Here is an 18,289-nt window from a genome sequence, read left to right as displayed (position 1 = left end):
CGACATGGCAGTCCCCGGCCTGCGCAATATTGCCGATGCCCGCCAGCGGCTGATGGCCAGCCCGGAATCGCAGGCGGCCTGGGCCGCGCTCGACTGCGGTTTCGCCGTGGTCGCCGATGTCTTCGACGAATGCCTGAGCGCTGCCGGGCAGGTGCTGAAGTCGCCGGAAATGCCGGAATATCTCGCAGCGGCACGCGCCATCGGCAAACTCGGGCGCGGCCCCGAGCCTTTGCTGGCCTTTCTCGAACACTGGCCGGACGTGGCCCGCCAGGTGCCGCAGGCGCTCGCCCTGCCAGCGCTGATGGCGGCGATCCGCAGCCTGCAGAAATCGCCCAACGCGCCGGCCGTCACCCCGCTGCTGCAGACGCTCGCCGCCGTCGTCGGCCAGTTGCGCAGCGCCGACGGCCTGGCCGACTACCTGTGCATTGCCCTGGAACTCGCCGACCGGACCTCGGGCTCGATCCACGGCCACCAGATCACCGAGCCCAGCCCGGCCTTGCCGGAATTTTTCCGCAGCGCCCCGCAACTGCTGGCCATCGTCCCGCTGGCCGGCGTCCGGCAATGGATGCTGCAGGGCATCCGCCTGACCGCGCAGCATCCGGCGCAGCAACGCGACTATTTCGCCTTGCGCACACCGGAGAGCCGTCACCTGCTGGAACGCGAACGCAGCGGCACCCTGTTTGCCGATGTCGAGCGCCGCCTGAGCCTGGGTCTGCACGCCCTGTGGGCCGACGACAGCCTGCTTGTTCCCTATTCGACCGCCTTCGCCGGGCATCGCCAACAGCCTTACCTGGCCGCCGACGGGCTGCGCCTGCCCGACGTGCTGAACGACCGCTCCGGCAGCAGCGGCCTGGCACGTTACCGGCTGATGCTGGCGCACATGGCCGGCCATCGCCGCTGGAGCCAGCCGCTGATCGCCGACAACTGGAGCCCGATGCAGCGCCTGGCGGTCGAAGCGCTCGAAGATGCGCGTATCGACTGCCTGCTGCTGCGGCTTTACCCCGGCCTCACCGCCAGCCTGCTGGCCGCCCACCCGCAACCACTGCCGGGCAGTTGCGACGCGGCCAGCGAAAACACCCTGCGCCACCGCCTGACCCGGCTGTCGCGGGCCTGCATCGATCCGACCGGCAGCGATCCCGATCCGCTGATCGACGAGTTCGCCGGGCGTTTCCGGCACTGCCTGGCCGACGGCGCGGCGAGCACCCGGGCTGTCGCTGAAATTGCGCTTGCCTACGCAGCACGCAGCCGCCTGCCCAGCGACCAGTACGCCAGGGTGCACTTCGCCGATACCGAAATCGACTACCGCGACGACAACCGCCACCTGTGGATTCATCTCGAAGCCGGCGACGAGGAAGAAAGTTTCGAGCCACCGCCCAGCGCTGCCGCCAGCGAGCCCAGCGGCCTGCCACCCCGGCATTACCCGGAGTGGGATGAGACGGCCCAGACCTGGCGCCCCGACTGGGTCGCCGTCTATGAAGCCCTGCACCCGCCGGGTAACGCCGCCGACATCGACGCACTGCTGGCCAGGCATGCCCCGCTCGCCTGCCGCCTCAAGCGCCTGCTCGACCTGCTCAAGCCGCAGGAGCGGGTGCGCATCCGCCACCAGGAAAACGGCAGCGAACTCGATCTCGATGTCGCCGTCCGCGCCTGGACCGACTGGCGCAGCGGCCACCTGCCCGATCCGCGCATCCAGGTCAGCCACCGGACGGCCGGACGCGATATCAGCGTGCTGCTGCTGATCGACCTGTCGCAGTCGCTGAACGCCACCCTCCCGGGCGGCCAGCAAAGCATCCTCGATACCGCCCGCGAAGCCGTCGCCCTGCTCGCCTGGGCCATCGACGAACTGGGCGACGCCTGCGCCATTGCCGGCTTTCATTCCAACACCCGGCACGAGGTCCGCTACCATCACATCAAGGGCTTTTCCGAAGCCTGGGGCGATCCGGTCAAGGCGCGCCTGGCCGCCGTCAGCGCCGGCTGGTCCACACGCATGGGCGCCGCGCTGCGGCACGCCGGGCGCATGCTGGAGGCCCGGCGCAGCGAAAAACGCATCCTGCTCGTACTGACCGACGGCGAGCCGGCCGACATCGACGTCAGCGATCCGGACTACCTGCTGGGCGACGCCCGCAAGGCGGTGGGCGAACTCGCCGGCAGCGGCATCGACAGCTTCTGCCTCAGTCTCGATCCGGCGGCCGACGCCTATGTCGGCAGGATCTTCGGCCGGCAGTGGCGCATTCTCGACCGCATCGAACGCCTGCCTGAACAACTGCCGATGGTCTATTTGAACCTCACCCGTTGACGCCCGCCGATGCGCCGCCTAGAGTCAGGAAAACCTGAACGATTCATGGAAACACTTCATCGACCAATGAACTTTGTCCGCAACCTGACCCTGCGCCAATTGCAGATCTTCGTCGTCGCCGCCCGCCATCTGAGCTATGCCCGCGCCGCAGAAGAGCTGCACCTGACGCCGCCGGCGGTGTCCATGCAATTGAAGCAGCTCGAGGACAACGTCGGCCTGCCGCTGTTCGAGCGCATGGGTCGCGGCGTCGCCCTGACCGGTGCCGGCGAGCTGCTGGTGCATCACGCCTTGCGCATCCTCGGCGAAATCAAGGACGCCGAAGCCAGCCTGCAGGCGCTGGCCGGCGCCGAAACCGGGCAGATATCGGTCGGACTGGTCAGTACCGCCAAGTATTTCATGCCGCGCCTGCTGGCCAAGTTTGCCCAGGCGCATCCCGGCATCGACGTCCAGTTCACCGTCGGCAACCGCGAACTGTTGTTGCAGAAGCTGCAGGACAACGCCATCGACCTGGCGATCATGGGCCGTATCCCGGTCGAAATCGACGCCCACGGCGAACCGATGGCCCGCCACCCGTACGTGCTGGTCGCCCCGGCCGACCATCCGCTGCGCACGGCGCGCCGCTTCGAACTGCACGAACTGCGTCAGGAAACCTTCCTGCTGCGCGAGGAAGGCTCGGGCTCCCGGCGCGTCGCCGAGGAAATGTTCAAGAACCACTTGTTCACGCCGGCACGGACGATCAGCATGGGCAGCAACGAAACGATCAAGCAGGCGGTCATGGCCGGCATGGGCATCAGCCTGCTGTCGCTGCACACCCTGCCGCTGGAACTGAAAACCGCCGAAGTCAGCCTGCTCGACGTGGTCGGCACCCCGATCGAACGCACCTGGTACGTGGTGCACATGAACGCCAAACGACTGATGCCGGCCGGCATGAACTTCCGCAACTTCCTGCTCGACGAAACCGCCCCGGCGCTGATTCAGGAATTCGATCACTACCTGCCGAGAACGGCGTAGGCAGAAAAGAAAAAAGCCCTGAATAATCAGGGCTTGTTTCTTTTCTTAGCAGTAAATTGGTCGGAGTGACAGGATTCGAACATGCGACCCCTGCGTCCCGAACCCGTTTTAGCCAATTTTTGCTGCACGGCAACAAAATAAAAACCCTTAAAAATCATGATTCTATTGTGCAGCAATGTGCAGGTGCGTGCAACAAAAAGCAGTACTTTTTTGCCGCATTGACGCACGATTGCCGCCAAAATCGTTGCACCAATGGCATATTTGTATTCATCTCGAATTTATTCTGAACAGATAAATCAAACATCGCCACAGCGCCCCCAAAGAAATCCTCACGATTGCGAGGATACACCGAAAAGTCAGCGGCAACAAAAAATAATCCGCACGATGCTAAGGATTCATTGCATACCTTGGCATCCTGACGCAGAATCCTTGCAAACATGAGGATTGAACATGAAGATACCCATCGCCAGCGCCGCCGAACTCGGCCAGATCGTCCGCGCCACCCGTAAGGCCCAGAAGATACGGCAAGACGATGCCGCCGGGAGTATTGGCGTCAGCGAGAACTTCCTGGGGAAAATCGAGCGCGGCAGCGACTCGGTCCGCTGGGGAAAACTCTTCCAAGTGCTCGAAGGCTTGGGGATTCGGGTCACGATAGACGTACCAGACAGCGTCGCCCCCTACATCAAATCGCCGACCGCCCCCGAAGAGCCGTCATGAACGACCGATCATTACGCGCGCTGATCAATCAGACTGAAGTCGGTACGCTTCGGGAGGTCAACGGCTTGTGGAGCTTCAGGTATTCGGAAGCATGGCTCAATGATAGTCAGCGCTTTGCCCTCAGCCCCCATCTACCGCTCACCACCGCCCCGTTGCTCGATGGCGCAACGCGGCGCCCGGTTCAATGGTATTTCGACAATCTGCTGCCTGAAGAAGGGCAACGGCGCTTGCTCGCTGGCGACGCCGACCTAGATGTAGCGGATGCCTTCGGTTTGCTTGCCTGGTACGGTGCGGAGTCTGCGGGGTCAATCACCCTGCTTCCGCCTGAGCGTCCGCTCCCCGAAGACGAGCCCCTGCATCCACTAACCGACCATGCGCTAGAAAACCGCATCCGCCAACTGCCCAAGGCCCCGCTGACCCACGGCGCGGTCAAACGCATGTCCCTGGCCGGTGCGCAGCACAAGCTCGCCGTCGTGCTTCAGGACGAAGAATTGTACGAACCAGCCGGCAGCACGCCGTCCGCCCACATCCTCAAGCCTGACCACCCAGACGACGACTACCCGCATTCAGTCATCAACGAGTGGTTTGTGATGCGTCTGGCTAAACGCCTCGGTTTGGAGGTTCCCGCCGTCCATCGCCGTTACGTTCCCTCGCCCATCTATCTGATCGATCGCTTCGACCGCTTCTCCGGTCGCAATGGCTGGCAACGCCGCCATGTCATTGATGCCTGTCAGTTGCTGGGGCTGGATCGCAGCTTCAAATACAGTCAGGGCAGTATGGAAAATCTGGCCGCCCTGGCCAATGCTTGCCGTAGCCCGGCGGTGGCGCGCACCCGACTCTTCAGTTGGCTGGTATTCAACGTTTTAACCGGCAACAGTGATGCTCACCTGAAAAACCTGAGCTTCATGGTTTCGCACGAAGGGATACAACTCGCACCCTTCTACGATCTCCTCAGCGTTGCCTGCTACGATTCGCCCGCTTTCGACAGGGAGGCCTGGCCGGAGCAGAGTCAACTCGCCTGGCCGATTCTGGGCGTTCAGCATTTTTCGGATATCACGCGCCCCTTGCTTCTTGAGGCCGGTGCAGCACTGAACCTGAGCAAAGGCACCGCGACGCGACTTCTGGACAAACTGCACCAGCGCATCGTGCCGGAAACCGAAGCGCTTTACGCCGAAGTAGAAACAGAAAACGCTCGCCTGATTGCAGAGCGGCCTGAACTGGGCATCACCCTGACGGGAGAATCCCGTTGCCTGAGGACGATACTGCACACCGTGGTGAAGGAGATGGTGAGACAGATCGTCTAACAGTCGGCCTATACTAACCTTTGGCCACCATCATCGATATGAACACGCCTCAGAAGTTGGTAACGAAAGAACTTGCAGCGGAACTCCTGTCTGTCAGCATGCGCACCATTAATTACTGGATCAGCGACGGGACTTTGCCTATGCCGACAGCAATCGGTCGCAGAGTGTACTGGCATCCAGTGGAATTCCGAGCCTGGCAAGACAGACTATTTGGGCTCAAGGAAGAATCTCAAAACCAAACGATAGCGCCCACAAAGCGCAACAGAGGCCGGCCGAGAAACCAGATGCACTAGGCTCGGTGCTCGTGCCATCGAAATGAAGGGCACGACCACCGAACTCAATTTCGTATCGTTCGGGGACCCCGATGTTATGAAATTGAATATCGACTCCACCGCCCTCACAGTCGGCAAATCGGCCTTTGCATAAGGCAAAGCAACCGAATCTCAACAGAGGCCTGTGATCGGCCGGAACGGTTCCTGGCGTCCCAGCTGAGCAATGGCTGCAAGCCGTGACCACCATCATTTGCTGCTCACGTTGTGGATTAGAGTTCCGTTGACAGCCACATGCCAAGGCAGATAATCTAGCCATAGTCGCATCACGGTCCGCTTTGGGCCAAGGTGGCATTTATGCAGGAGGCGGGCATCTGCCCGAACTGCAAGGTTGGCAGCCTTTGCTACTCTTCTACTGACACTTGCAGTGCGGTGATGCTTATCGGGAGGTCGGTGGTATACCGCCTCGGTCCGTATACAGGAAGCCCATCTGGCTGTCGTACGGCATAACCTGAAAAGGTAATGTCATGCCTGTAAGAAACACAGTCCTTAAACAAACCACGTTGGCCGCTCACAAACAGTTGTCGTATGAGCAACTCTTATCCGCTTGGCTTCTAAGCGATGGCTGGGAGGTTCTGATCCCAGTGATTGATCACGGCAAAAAAACAGATATCGTAGTGGCAGATGATGAAAGCTTCTACCGGATACAGGTGAAGAGTATTCAGAGCAAAGACGAATCGATCCGAGTCGAGAACAAGTGGCAGGGGGCAAAAATTGACTATGTCGTCTATTTTTCAACTCTTGGCGATTGGGGTTACATAACCCCTGCATTCACTGAAACGAATCGCCCATTGAATTCGCCGGAGCACATTCGCTTCAGCAAGCACCCGTCAAATTTTCTCAAAGCGTTCAAGCGGATATGAGGCCGGACTTCGGCCTTTACGAACATTGGGCAGCGATATGGGTGTAGGCCCAAAAATAAGGCCGAGACCATACTCGTGGGCAATACAAGTCACATCATTAAAAGAAGGCTGATTTTTTCAGCCGACCCAACTCACCTCCGCGCCTTACCTACGCTGATACAAGTACTGAAGAGCGAAGCACTTCTTTCGCCAGATGAACTGAAGGATTTGGTTCTTCGCTTTTTGCCGAGATCCGCTGAGCGAGCCCCTGAATTGCTGTCACTAATAAGGAATTGACACAAGGGGAAATATCCAGACATAAACATGGCATCGCTCCCAAACAGCCATCGTCTCTCGCCACTAGTTAAAAAACGAAGCAAGCATCAACTTCACGCGGTCGACAAACCCGAGGTTGATTGGCTTATCCAGGTTTTCCCAGGCGTCTTCGCACAGGCTCTGAATGTCACCCGTGTAGATTTGATCAAGGCGATCAGGAACCGTGAGACCCAGATTCGTAGCCAGTGACAAGGCGATGTAGTCACCAAACTCATGGCTTACCGCGCCCGGCAATTCGCAGAATGACTCTTTCGATCCATGCTGCCGCTTTCCGTGCTGCAACAGGGCAAAAATCAAACGTATGGCGTGGTAATCAAAGCTGCCGCCAGCTTTGTGCGCCAGCAGAGGCTCAAGCTGCAATACAGGAGTGGTCAACAGTTCGTGGATATTCCACTCAAACTCATCGTCCAGATAATTCCGTTCGCCAATCGACTTCAGATATTGCTGCAGACACCTGAAGGCCACTGACAGTTTTCCATGGGCATAGCCATCAAACTCCGGCGAACTCGACAACACGCGCAGCAGATTATCCAGCGCCATCCTCAGATTCTCGTCGGTCTGCCGAGTCGCAAACGAATGCGCATGAAACACCCGCTGCATGGCGGAAAGATACTGGCCGGTTGCGGACTGAGGAACAGTCCGGTGCAGCCAGTGCAGCAAGGGCATCAGGTCGATGAAGTCGCCGAGGAAATGGCTCAGATCCATCGCCAGTTTGATGGGCGATTCGTCCACCGGTAGCGGCTCAGGCGCGACACCCCGGTGCCGCAGCTCGTTCTTGGCCAGGCTGAGCAGGCTTTCGACAAGCTCATACCGATCTTTCTCGAACCAGATCGGGGTGATGCCCAGCTTGGCCAGTTCCGCATTGCGCTGGGCGATCCCGTCCAGGGTCTCCGGGGCTTGCTCGATGGAGAAGTGCTGTTTGATCTCCTCCTCTTCCCCCATGTCTTCCCTGATCTTCCTGAAAACCTGAACCGTCCGGTCATTACTCAGGCTACAGCCCAAAAAGAGCAGACTGCTGTTCTTGTAATGGTAGGCAAGCAGCTTGGGGATGGGTTTGTGCAGATTCAGGCTGCCGTTGCCGTAGGCCTCGTCATATTGGTTCTTGCTGAGGATGCAGCGTTTCGGCTCACGAATATCCCCGTGTAGCTTGATGACCGTGATCTTCTTCGGATCGGGCTGCTCCAGCGCATTCAGGCCATTGATCACCTGAACCCTGCCAGCCTCGCCGGTTTCAAACGACTGCTCAAGCAAGCGATCATAATTGGTCGTGATCACCGTATCCGTGAACAACTCGGAGATGCGCCAGACCACATCCGGGATCGTGGGGTTGCGGGAGAACTCATCGCGAATTTCGTTAATGAACACCTCGCGGCCCCGAATAGCCTCGATCTCTTCCAGCACCGTTTCGTAAGCGCCGGCACCCAACAGTTCTTCGATGCGTTCGGCAGCGATATGCGCCGTTTTGCCCTGGTGGCGCAGATGCTCCTTCCAGCTTGAAAACCCCGCCGATGCCGAAATGCCCGCACCGACAAACGGCACCACCGCCCCGGCTGCCATGAGGTCGACTAGCTGAATGAAGTGATCCACATTGCGCTGGAACCAATGGTCATCGCCAAGCTGCTCCTGAAACCAGGACTCGCCCAGTGCCTCGTGACGACAGGCTTTGCGAAACGCCTGGAACGCTTCGTCGTAGCCGTTTCTGTCCCCAGCAAACAGCGCCTTGCTGGGCTGGGGCAAGGCGTCAACGCCATAGTCAATCCTGGCCGCCTGCCCCTCCTCGCTATCCAGCCACTCGTTGAAATCGGCAAAGTGCTCGTAGCGATAATGTTCGTCTTCGTCGCACCAGATTTTGTGCAGCGCTGGCGTCATGTCCTGTGACTCAGCCGATGGCCTGCTCGACGAGGGCGTCGGCGAGGTGGAGTTGGGTGGCTTGGGCATCGCTGAGGCGGGACTTGAGCAGGTCGCACAGGGCCATCAGTTCGTCGACTTTGGCGACGATGCGAATTTGCTCTTGGATCGAGCAAATTGGGACCGGAAGCTCTTCCCATTTGGATCGATTGATAATTGGCGTGGCCGAACCAGTGGCGTATGCAATCACTCCGTCGGTGAAATGTTTCGAGGAAACTGCTACATAAAGGTACTTAGAAGAGAGCAGGATTGGGCGTATCGCATTTATTTGTTGGTTGAACGCCAGTCGCTTGTCTGCAATGGCTGCTTTTCCGATTGACCCACCAATACAAACCATAAAAATGTCATTGGGTTTTGCTTCAGTGCTCTCTTCTAACCCTGCCTCAGAAACAAACTTCTCGGGTGCCGACAACTCTCCGTCAATCGATATTTGTCCAGGCCCGATAAATGGAATATCTCCATCATAGTATTTTGGTTCGTTGGTACTTGGCGTCTTGCCCGTTGAACATACTCCACACTGTCCCAATCTGATCCACGCCCACCCTTGCGGAAGTCTATATGGCGCTTCAGCATCCCCAACTGGTGGCAGAAGCCTCTCTTTTTTGGCCTTGCCTTCCTTCACCAACTTCGCTTTCTCGGCGGCGATCTTCTTGAGCAGTTCGCTCGCGGGTTCGTCGTTCGGGTCTTGCGGGACGAGCTTGCCCATCACCGCCAGTTGCAGGATGGTTTGCTTGAGCTGGTCGATGCTCTCTTCGGTCGTGAACAGCGTGTCGAAGTGGCCGGCGATGCGCAGCCAGGCGCTGGCGAATTGCGCGTGATCGGCGGCGCTGGTCAGCGCACTCAGCAGGGTTTCCACTAGCGTTTGATGGGCGCCGAGGCTGGCGTCGGTATGTTGCTCAAGCTGGTCACACAGCGCCATCAGTTCATCGACTTTGGCGACGATGCGGTGTTGTTCGGCGAGCGGTGGCACTCTTATCTTTATCGCTGAAAGCTCAGCTTTACCAATAACACCTTGCGCAGACCCCCTCGAGTTCTGTCGCAATTTGATCGTAAAAGGTACCAATGAAATGTACAAATACTCTGTAAGTATTTTTTGACTTGGCCTGATCGCAGCGACGCTACGACCAATCGCACAATCGATACCAAAATTAAGCTTGCCGATAGTTGCGCCAACGACGCAAATTAGAACATCCCCCTTCTGGGCAAATTTGAGAGGTTTTGTTGTCCACTCTTTTATTTCTGGATAGCGCTGGCCGAATTCTCCTGTCTTAACGAATACTGTTCCTTTGCCATCCTTGTTGCATTCATTGCCAGCGGGGGCTTGCCCCATTACAAATTCGGAAACTTCGCCCAGATTCAAATAATCATTGCGAGTATCTCTACCCCCGGCAACTAGAAGTCCCTTTGCGGCAAGCTCATAAACCAGCTCGCGCAGCTTCTTGATGCCGTACATCTCGACCTTGCTGGACGAGCCCCGGCCGGCGGTGGATTTGCGTTTGAGGGCGGCGGTCCACAGATCGAGGTGATCCGTGATTAGTGTTTCAACAGCGGCCATGCTCACTGCGCTCCCGTGAGCGCAGCGGAGAGGATGCCCTTGAGCTGGTCGCGCAGCGACTGGATGTCCTGCTGCTGCGCCCGATACTGCTGCAGGAGTTCTTCCGGGTCGTGGCTGATCTGCTTGCCAACGTGCGGGTTCTTGATATCGAGGTTGTAGTTGCGGGCGGCAATGTCTTCGAGACTGACTGTCCAGGCCTGTGGGGTTTCGACGCGGGCAGCGAAGCCGTCGGCTTCGTCGCCCCACCAGGCGCATTCGCTGGCGAACTCCTCGAACTGCATGGGGCGGGTCTTGTTGTAGCTGGTTACGCCCTCGGGGTAGGGATGTTCGTAGAACCAGACTTCCTTGCTTGCCGGCCATTCGCCCTCGGGCTTTTTGGTGAAGAAGAGGATGTTGGTCTTGATGCCGGTGTAGGGGTTGAATACGCCATTGGGCAGGCGGACGATGGTGTGCAGATGGCATTGCTCCAGCAGCATCTGTTTCAGGCGGGTCTTCATGCCTTCGCCGAACAGGAAACCATCGGGCAGGACCACGGCGGCGCGGCCGTGGCTCTTGAGCAGGCGGATGACCAGCGCCATGAACAGGTCGGCAGTTTCTCGAGTGCGCAGGGTCGCGGGAAACTGGTTTTCGACGCCGTCCTCTTCCATGCCGCCAAAGGGCGGGTTGGTGATGATGACGTTGACGCGGTCGGCCTCGCCGTAGTCGGTGTAGGCGCGGCGGCTGAGCATGTTGTCGTGCTCGATCCGGGTCGGGGTGTCGATGCCGTGCAGGATCATGTTGGTCGTGCACAGCATGTGCGGCAGGGCTTTTTTCTCGACGCCGTGGATGCTGGCGACGAGGACGGCTTCGTCCGCCGCGTTCTTCACGTAGCGGGTGCGCTTGTGGTCGATGGCGCAGGCGAGAAAGCCGCCGGTACCGCAGGCCGGGTCGAGCACGCTCTCATTGAGCTTCGGATCGACCCGGTCGACGATGAATTTGGTGACGGCGCGGGGGGTGTAGAACTCGCCGGCGTTGCCGGCGCTTTGCAGGTCTTTCAGGATCTGCTCGTAGATGCTGCCGAAGGTGTGGCGGTCTTGCGTGTTGTTGAAATTGATCTCGCTGATCTTGTTGATGACCTGCCGCATGAGGGTGCCGGACTTCATGTAGTTGTAGGCATCCTCGAAGACGTTGCGGATGACCTTGGCGCGCTCGCCGGTAGGGCCGCTGACGGCAAGCTTGTTCTTCAGCGTGGGAAAGAGCTGGAGGTTCACGAAGTCGCCGAGTTCGTCGCCGGTCATGCCCTCGGGGTCGGCCGCCCAGTTGCGCCAGCGCAGATGCTCGGGCAAGGGCGACTTGTAGTTGTCTTCCAGCAGTTCGATTTCGGCTTCGCGATCATCGTAGATTTTGAGGAAGAACATCCAGACTAACTGGCTGATGCGCTGGGCGTCGCCGTCGACGCCGACATCCTTGCGCATGATGTCCTGGATGGATTTGATGATGCCGCTGACGTTGCTCATTGAGATTCCAGTGTTGCTTAACTTGCTTGTTTGAAGAGTTCGGTTTCAAGGGCCTGCAAGGCTGCTTCGTATTGAGCCTTGCCACCAAAGACGCCGTTGATGATTTCCACCGGCGTGCCGAGCTGCTTGAAGGGATCAAGCTTGAGGACGTTGTTGTTCTCGATGCTGACAATGCCTTCGTCGGCGTATTTGTCGAGCAGGGCTTCCAGCACGGCACGCGCCTTGTCGCCGTATTGGGTGAAGTAGTTTCGCTTCTTGACGTTGTTGGCCCGCTCGGCTCGGGTCAGGGGCGGCTGGTCAAAGGCGATGTGGCAGATGAGGTCGAAATCGCCGTAGTCCTTGCCGACTTCCCTGGCGAGCTTGGGCAGCTCGATGCCGTATTCGGCGAGGGCTTCAATGATGGCGGCCTTCTTCTTGCTGCCGTTCCATTTTTGCAGGAAGTCGTCCAGCGAGGTGAACTCCTGGCGGATGTTCTTGCGGCTGTAGTCACGGTAGCTTTCGGTGACCATCTGGCCGTCATCACCGAGGAATTCGACTCGCTCGGCAATGATGGAAACCGTGACACCGCCGACGTGGTACTTCTTGATGATTTCGCCTTCTTCACCCCCCGCTTCGCCCTCTTCTCCGTCGCCTTCGGGATCGGGGGGGACGGGGTCATCGTCATCTTCGGGCTCGTAGATGACGACCGGTTCGCCATCGAAATCAGGGTCCTTGAAGAGCTCGGTGGCCTTCTTGAAATCCATGATGGTGAAGAAGTATTTGTTCTGCGATTCTTCGATGCGCGTGCCACGGCCGACGATCTGCTTGAAGGTGGTCATCGAGTTGATGGTCTTGTCGAGCACGATGAGCTTGCAGGTCTTGGCATCGACGCCGGTGGTCAGCAGTTCCGAGGTGGTGGCGATGACGGGGTATCTGCTTTCCGGGTCGATGAAGTTGTCCAGCTCGGCCTTGCCCTCGATGCTGTCACCGGTGATGCGCATCACGTACTTGCTATTGGCTTTCGCCAACTGGCCGGAAGCATTGACGATGGCCTTGCGCATGCGTTCGGCGTGGTCGATGTCTTCGCAGAAGATGATGGTCTTCTGGAACGGGTCGGTGGCGTTGAGCAGCTTCATGACGCGCTCGGCGACGAGCCGGGTGCGCTGGTTGAGCACCAGGATGCGGTCCATGTCGATCTGGTTGTATTCGCGCTGCTCGATCTCGTTGCCGAGATCGTCTTTCATGCCGGGCGGGGGCGTCCAGCCGTGAATGTCCTTGTCGATGTCGATACGTACCACTTTGTAGGGGGCGAGGAATCCGTCCTGAATGCCCTGCTTCAGCGAGTAGGTGTAGATCGGCTCGCCAAAATAGGTAATGTTGGAGGCGTACTTCGTTTCCTTGGGCGTGGCGGTCATGCCCAGCTGGATGGCACCGTCAAAATATTCGAGGATTTCTTTCCAGGCGGAATCATCGTTGGCGCTGCCACGATGACACTCGTCGATGACGATCAGATCAAAAAAGTCGCGCTTGACCGACTTGAATATCTTGTCTTCCTCATCGGGGCCGGTGAGTGCCTGATACAGGCCCAGATAAACCTCGTAGGAAGGATCGATCTTGCGATTACGGATTTTGGTCATGACCGAGCCGAAGGGCTTGAAGTCGTTGACCAGTGTCTGGTCGGCCAGAATATTGCGGTCGACCAGGAAAAGAATACGTTTTGCCTTCTTGGCCTTCCAGAGACGGTAGATGATCTGGAAGGTGGTGTAGGTCTTGCCAGTACCGGTGGCCATGACCAGTAGCAGGCGTTTTTCGCCCTGGGCCACTTTCTCGATCACGCGGTTGATGGCTTCGGCCTGGTAGTAGCGGGGCTCCTTGTTGCTGCCATCATCGTGATAGGGTTCGGTGACGAGGGATTCCTGATCGTCTGCAATGCCTCTGAAACGCTTGTAGCGCGCCCACAGTTCCGCTGGCGAGGGAAACGCATCCAGCCCGAATTCGGTTTCAGTGTCTTCGCCTTCGGCAGCCACCTTGTTATGGCTGGCAAATCCGTCGCCGTTGGAACTGAAGGCGCAGGGCACATCCAGGATGTCGGCATAGCCAAGGGCCTGCTGCAAACCATGGCTGATGGTGTAGTTGTTTTCTTTGGCCTCGACCACCGCCACTGGTACGCCCTTTTCCTTCTGGAGCACATAGTCGGCGAATTTCTTCTTTTTCTTATTGCGCGAGGATAGATTGCCGCGAACGACGACCGGGCCCGGCGTCAAGGTCACCTCACGGCGAATTTGCGTCATCTCGTCCCAACCCGCCTGGACAATCGCCGGCGTGATGAACTTGGCCTTGATGTCAGACTCGCTGAGTTCCTTCTTCTCGTTGCTATCCATCAGGGGAATCCAAAGTTGAATGGTGCATGGCTTGTTTGCGCCATCGGTGCGCTGTTGGGCCTCAAATTCTATCCGGTTTCCGCAATGTCAGCTTAGCGGCATATTTCGCCCATTCGGCAAACCAGGTCGCTCAGCCATGGCCGACGTCCTGTTGGCGGATGACTGCTCCCTTCCGTTGGAAGGTCGCAGGGCGTTACTACACCTTGGGGGGCGGGTGCTGTCTGACGCCGATACCGAATCCTAGCCGTTGAGGTTGTGCAGCCCTGAAGGTCCGCGGACCGCAGAACACCTGTCGCTGATCTAGCCAAGCTCAGGCCGAGCCTCCGCCTTTCAGCAGAGGCAGGTGATCGGCCTTTGCTGCCATTCGCCGGCATTTGCCTGATGAGCCGATATGCGACGGTTACCTGTCACTTACTCGCCAGGCAGCTTCCCGATACTGCGAACTGGAACTGCCGAGCCGTTTCGGACTTGCGACTCGCCAATCTCGCTGCCAAAAAGCAGTCGCTCATGTCTGCTCGTTCATTGAAAGGGAAATGCGTGCCAACTGCCGTTAATCTGCTGTCGTAGCAATTCAGCATGTAGCTGGTTAAATACGATGCTGGAATAGTGAGTAAGTGGAACTAGGGCTTGTCCCACATCTTGATACTCTCGTGTCATTGCTGCTAACCTCCGCATAATAAAGCATGCATGCCAGCGACAAGCTGAGCACTGCTGAAACGCGAGGAGCGTCATGGAGTATACGATTTGGCGATGGTCGGCCGCGCTTGACTGCGCGGGCCTGGAACTGCGCATATGAATGGCTTAGTCAAGCACAGCGCGGCCGGGCCGTATCTCGGGTTTGCATTGCAGCCTGTTCGCCTGTGTTACCACCTTCTCAGCAGTCCGCTGGACTCAAGTGTGTCGCTTGAGTTGCTGGACGACGTTGCCGTCCACTATGCCGACGGGACGTTACTCTTGGAACAATGTAAAAGCGCCCTGTCCCATAACGCCCTTTCTGACTGGTCCGAGGATCTTTGGAAGGCGTTGGCGAACTGGATCGACTTAGTTGCGTCGGGCAGGATAGACCCCGCCAAGACCTGGTTTCAGCTCTACGTGACACCTCCGCGGGCAGGCAAAGTTAGCTCAACCATGCACGCCGCCGGCGAGCCACTGGCAGTACACGCGCTTGTCAAGGAGATCGAAAAGAAGCTGAAAGCGCGCGCGCAGCAGCCCAAGTGCATGGCGCACGTTCAGAACTTCTTAGATGCGTCCGATGCCCATCGTGACGCGCTCATCTCACGATTCTCCGCCGTCAGTGTTGACGCCGATCCGATTGAGCCCTTGCGTGTCCTTCTGGCCCCCGCAGTACCCTCGGCATCCATTGATGTCATCTGCCAGTCGGCGATCGGAATTGCCAAGGAGTGGGCTGACCAACGCATTCGCAAGGGCATTCCCGCGCAGATCAGCGTCGCCGAATTCCGGAAGAACTTCCACGCCTTTGTTCAAAGGAACAACCTTCCTGGCTATCTGCCCTCATTCACCGTAGCGCTGAGCCCGGCCGACGCAAAGGCCGTCTTGAAGAACCGCCCCGACTTCATCAAACAGTTGCAATTGATCGAGGCGACGGAAGAGCAGCAGCTTCGCGCGGCCAGCGATTTCATGCGGACATCGGGCGACAAGGCGACGTGGGCAGAGCAAGGGCTCGTTTACGACGGAAGCTTTGACGACTGGGAAGCGTCGCTGCTGCGGAAGCATGCCGCAATCCAGGGGGAAGTGAAGGACCTATTCGCAGACAAGACAGAGGTTGTTCAAGGACGGACGATTTACAACCGCTGCTCTGTCCTTGAAGTGCCGCTTGATAGCCGTGCGTTGCCAGGACACTTCACTCACGGGGGCTTCAACGATCTGGCCGATCGGCGACTGCTTGGCTGGCACGCCGAGTACGAGGCCCTTCTGGACAAGGAGAGGGAACAATGACCGAGGTTGGTCGACCGGTTCGATTGAGCGAATCCGCAATCGTCCAAAACGAGGCGTTGGGGGCCTACGTGTTATGGAGGTTTGGGTTGGGATTCCAAGAGCGTGACGGGCAGGCAGCGACGCTGCCACTTGCGTTCCTAGTTTTGCCCCTGATTCTGCACGCTCCGACGTTGGAGATGGTGTTGAGTACACACAAGGCCTCTGGCCTGCACCTGTTTGTTGGCAAACTGGGTGAGCAGCGAGAGGATCTCATTGCCGTCCACGGCCGAGCGCTCCCGCTACGTCAACTCAGCCTTGAGTCGCTTATTCGCGCCGAGCAGTCGGGCCTGATTCGTATCGACCCAGCGACTGCAACAATGTGGTCCGTAGGTCCTTACGACAACTTGGCTGCGCCATTGCTCCCTGAGCGCATTCGTCGCATCGCGCCGGCGTCCGAAAAGATCGGATATTGGTTCGCCGGCCTTACCGATCAGCAAGTGGCCCATACCCTTAGAGTGGAGTTCTGATGTACTTTCAACTGCGACAGGTCATCTTGTGGCCACGAGGCGGCGGCGAGCCGCGGGTAGTCAAGTTCGAGCCCGGCGTGGTCAACGTCATCAGCGGCGCGTCCAAGACCGGCAAATCTTCAGTCATCCCAATCATTGACTATTGCCTAGGATCCGATAAGTGTGCGATCCCGGTAGGCGTGATTCGCGAGACCTGTTCGTGGTTCGGTGTGCTGATCGACACTGTTGAAGGTCAGAAGCTACTTGCGCGTCGGGAGCCCGGCGAACTGAAGAGCTCCGGCGACATGTTCCTTCTTGAAGCACCGGAGATTGAGCCGCCGCAAGAAATACAGGCCAAGAACCAAAACGTCGAGCATGTGAAGGCAGTCCTGAACCGGCTGGCAGGGCTGTCGAATCTCCAGTTCGAGCCCGGCACTGAAGATCGCTTCAAGTTTCGTCCGAGCTTCCGCGACTTGATGGCCTTCTTATTCCAGCCGCAGAACATCGTCGCCAACCCAGACGTGATGTTCTTCAAGGCTGACACGACGGAACATCGCGAGAAGTTGAAGACCATCTTTCCCTACATTCTAGGAGCGGTCAGTCCTGAGCTACTACAGGCGCGCCACGACCTAGACCGCATGCAGCGCTTGCTCAGACGCAAGGAAAGCGAGTTGAAGGCTCGGCAAAACTCGGGGGCAGCGTGGCAGCGTGAGGGCTTCGCCTGGGTACGCCTTGCAATCGAATACGGGTTGCTGCCGCCACAAACAGTTGTCCCTAACGATTGGCCTTCAACGATTGACTTGCTGCGCGCCGCCTTGCAGAGCGACACCATATCTGCGACTCCCACGCTGGCATCGATGGACGTCATTATGATTAGGCTCGCGGAACTGCGCACAACTGAGTCCAAACTAGTGGCGAATCTCAATCAGTCGCGACAGCGGTTGCATGAGTTGCGGCGATTGGACGAAAGCAGCGATGCCTACGGCAACGGCCTGCGTATTCAGCGCGATCGGTTGGGTCTGTCTTCATGGATTCGCAGTCTGTCGTCGGCGCAACCGGTGACTGTGCTGGAGCCAAGCGAGGCCGGCCGCGCCAGAATCGATCAGCTATGCGAGGCGCTAGAGGGAATCGAATTTCGCCTGCGATCCCACCCCAGCGTCGCTGAGTCGCTAGGGCGAGAGACGCTTCGGCAGCGCGAAACGGTGGATGGCTTGTTGGGTGAGCTCGCGGCAGTGCGCCAGGAAATCCGCACCCTGGAAAATAAGTCCGAACAAGCGCGTAAGGTTACTACTCGCGGTGAGGAGATCTCGCGCTTCCTCGGTCGGCTTCAAGAGGCGCTGCGCCTGTACGAGGCGGCGGATAGCTCGTCGGCCCTCGGCGAAGAGATCGCGGCGTTGAAGGCGCAGGTCGAAGCCCTCGCGAGGCTCGTCTCCGAGCATGAGATTGGTCGGAAGCTTGAAAATGCACTGAACACAATTCAGGATATCTCAAGCCGCCTGATTCCACAGCTTGACGGCGAATGGCCAGACGCGCCAATTCGGTTAGTTATTCAGGAAGTAACAATCCCCCGGCAAAGCCGGGGGCCTTCATTATGTGAGCCGCTCAAAGCGGCTAGCGGGGTCGCTGACGCGGCCCCAATTCTTGTGCCGCCACAGGCGGCTATGCCTCAATACAGATTGAGCTGCTCCAGCCGC

At 58.4% G+C, this 18,289-nt stretch carries 13 protein-coding genes; 9 read left to right on the top strand and 4 right to left on the bottom strand.

Translation table 11 applies throughout. The features are described 5' to 3' along the window. Positions 1–4 precede the first annotated feature (4 nt). The 6 genes from Q0799_RS13590 to Q0799_RS13570 all read left to right on the top strand — a co-directional run bounded on the left by Q0799_RS13590 (position 5) and on the right by Q0799_RS13570 (position 6,520). Positions 5–2,296: a nitric oxide reductase activation protein NorD gene (locus Q0799_RS13590; RefSeq protein ID WP_298399289.1), complete on the top strand. Its 2,292-nt coding sequence runs from the start codon at positions 5–7 to the stop codon at positions 2,294–2,296. A 66-nt stretch (positions 2,297–2,362) separates the two neighbouring features. After that, on the top strand, positions 2,363–3,307 hold the full coding sequence (locus Q0799_RS13585; protein ID WP_298399288.1) for a LysR family transcriptional regulator: 945 nt from the start codon (positions 2,363–2,365) through the stop codon (positions 3,305–3,307). A 450-nt stretch (positions 3,308–3,757) separates the two neighbouring features. Next, complete coding sequence (locus tag Q0799_RS13580; RefSeq protein WP_298399286.1) at positions 3,758–4,024, top strand: helix-turn-helix domain-containing protein; 267 nt, start codon at positions 3,758–3,760, stop codon at positions 4,022–4,024. Beyond that, positions 4,021–5,328: a HipA domain-containing protein gene (locus Q0799_RS13575; protein ID WP_298399283.1), complete on the top strand. Its 1,308-nt coding sequence runs from the start codon at positions 4,021–4,023 to the stop codon at positions 5,326–5,328. The genes Q0799_RS13580 and Q0799_RS13575 overlap by 4 nt, the downstream gene beginning before the upstream one ends. Before the next feature lie 38 nt (positions 5,329–5,366). Next, complete coding sequence (locus Q0799_RS15205; protein ID WP_366940786.1) at positions 5,367–5,621, top strand: helix-turn-helix domain-containing protein; 255 nt, start codon at positions 5,367–5,369, stop codon at positions 5,619–5,621. 503 nt (positions 5,622–6,124) lie between these two features. Continuing rightward, a complete protein-coding gene (locus tag Q0799_RS13570) occupies positions 6,125–6,520 on the top strand; it encodes a group I intron-associated PD-(D/E)XK endonuclease (protein WP_298399281.1) in 396 nt (131 codons plus the stop codon). Positions 6,521–6,859: 339 nt separating this feature from the next. Here the strand turns inward: Q0799_RS13570 and Q0799_RS13565 are convergent, their stop codons facing one another. The 4 genes from Q0799_RS13565 to hsdR are packed head-to-tail and all read right to left on the bottom strand — an operon-like array spanning position 6,860 to position 14,154. Further along, positions 6,860–8,704: an SIR2 family protein gene (locus Q0799_RS13565; protein ID WP_298399278.1), complete on the bottom strand. Its 1,845-nt coding sequence runs from the start codon at positions 8,702–8,704 to the stop codon at positions 6,860–6,862. Positions 8,705–8,714: 10 nt separating this feature from the next. After that, positions 8,715–10,298, bottom strand: coding sequence for a restriction endonuclease subunit S (locus tag Q0799_RS13560; protein ID WP_298399276.1), 1,584 nt, complete (start codon positions 10,296–10,298; stop codon positions 8,715–8,717). 2 nt (positions 10,299–10,300) lie between these two features. Beyond that, a complete protein-coding gene (locus Q0799_RS13555; RefSeq protein ID WP_298399274.1) occupies positions 10,301–11,794 on the bottom strand; it encodes a class I SAM-dependent DNA methyltransferase in 1,494 nt (497 codons plus the stop codon). Between the two features lie 17 nt (positions 11,795–11,811). Continuing rightward, entirely contained in the window at positions 11,812–14,154 is a 2,343-nt protein-coding gene (gene hsdR, locus Q0799_RS13550) for an EcoAI/FtnUII family type I restriction enzme subunit R (RefSeq protein WP_298399272.1), read from the bottom strand. A 792-nt stretch (positions 14,155–14,946) separates the two neighbouring features. Here hsdR and Q0799_RS13545 point away from each other — a divergent pair. The 3 genes from Q0799_RS13545 to Q0799_RS13535 all read left to right on the top strand — a co-directional run. Continuing rightward, positions 14,947–16,110: an ABC-three component system protein gene (locus Q0799_RS13545; RefSeq protein WP_298399270.1), complete on the top strand. Its 1,164-nt coding sequence runs from the start codon at positions 14,947–14,949 to the stop codon at positions 16,108–16,110. Continuing rightward, on the top strand, positions 16,107–16,616 hold the full coding sequence (locus Q0799_RS13540) for a three component ABC system middle component (RefSeq protein ID WP_298399266.1): 510 nt from the start codon (positions 16,107–16,109) through the stop codon (positions 16,614–16,616). Before Q0799_RS13545 ends, Q0799_RS13540 begins: the two co-directional genes overlap by 4 nt. Continuing rightward, positions 16,616–18,289 (top strand): hypothetical protein (locus Q0799_RS13535; RefSeq protein ID WP_298399263.1); only part of this gene is annotated, 1,674 nt, incomplete at its 3' end. The genes Q0799_RS13540 and Q0799_RS13535, both read left to right, overlap by 1 nt.

This window comes from uncultured Azonexus sp., assembly GCF_937982035.1.
Taxonomy (GTDB): Bacteria; Pseudomonadota; Gammaproteobacteria; order Burkholderiales; family Rhodocyclaceae; genus Azonexus.
This window is presented reverse-complemented; position numbering and strand designations above follow the sequence as displayed.

What these genes read in the sequence shown, in the direction of transcription:
- Q0799_RS13590 (WP_298399289.1), top strand. Translation starts at nt 5, where the DNA reads ATGGCAGTCCCCGGCCTGCGCAATATTGCCGATGCCCGCCAGCGGCTG.
- Q0799_RS13585 (WP_298399288.1), top strand. Translation starts at nt 2,363, where the DNA reads ATGAACTTTGTCCGCAACCTGACCCTGCGCCAATTGCAGATCTTCGTC.
- Q0799_RS13580 (WP_298399286.1), top strand. Translation starts at nt 3,758, where the DNA reads ATGAAGATACCCATCGCCAGCGCCGCCGAACTCGGCCAGATCGTCCGC.
- Q0799_RS13575 (WP_298399283.1), top strand. Translation starts at nt 4,021, where the DNA reads ATGAACGACCGATCATTACGCGCGCTGATCAATCAGACTGAAGTCGGT.
- Q0799_RS15205 (WP_366940786.1), top strand. Translation starts at nt 5,367, where the DNA reads ATGAACACGCCTCAGAAGTTGGTAACGAAAGAACTTGCAGCGGAACTC.
- Q0799_RS13570 (WP_298399281.1), top strand. Translation starts at nt 6,125, where the DNA reads ATGCCTGTAAGAAACACAGTCCTTAAACAAACCACGTTGGCCGCTCAC.
- Q0799_RS13565 (WP_298399278.1), bottom strand. Translation starts at nt 8,704, where the DNA reads ATGACGCCAGCGCTGCACAAAATCTGGTGCGACGAAGACGAACATTAT.
- Q0799_RS13560 (WP_298399276.1), bottom strand. Translation starts at nt 10,298, where the DNA reads ATGGCCGCTGTTGAAACACTAATCACGGATCACCTCGATCTGTGGACC.
- Q0799_RS13555 (WP_298399274.1), bottom strand. Translation starts at nt 11,794, where the DNA reads ATGAGCAACGTCAGCGGCATCATCAAATCCATCCAGGACATCATGCGC.
- hsdR (WP_298399272.1), bottom strand. Translation starts at nt 14,154, where the DNA reads ATGGATAGCAACGAGAAGAAGGAACTCAGCGAGTCTGACATCAAGGCC.
- Q0799_RS13545 (WP_298399270.1), top strand. Translation starts at nt 14,947, where the DNA reads ATGAATGGCTTAGTCAAGCACAGCGCGGCCGGGCCGTATCTCGGGTTT.
- Q0799_RS13540 (WP_298399266.1), top strand. Translation starts at nt 16,107, where the DNA reads ATGACCGAGGTTGGTCGACCGGTTCGATTGAGCGAATCCGCAATCGTC.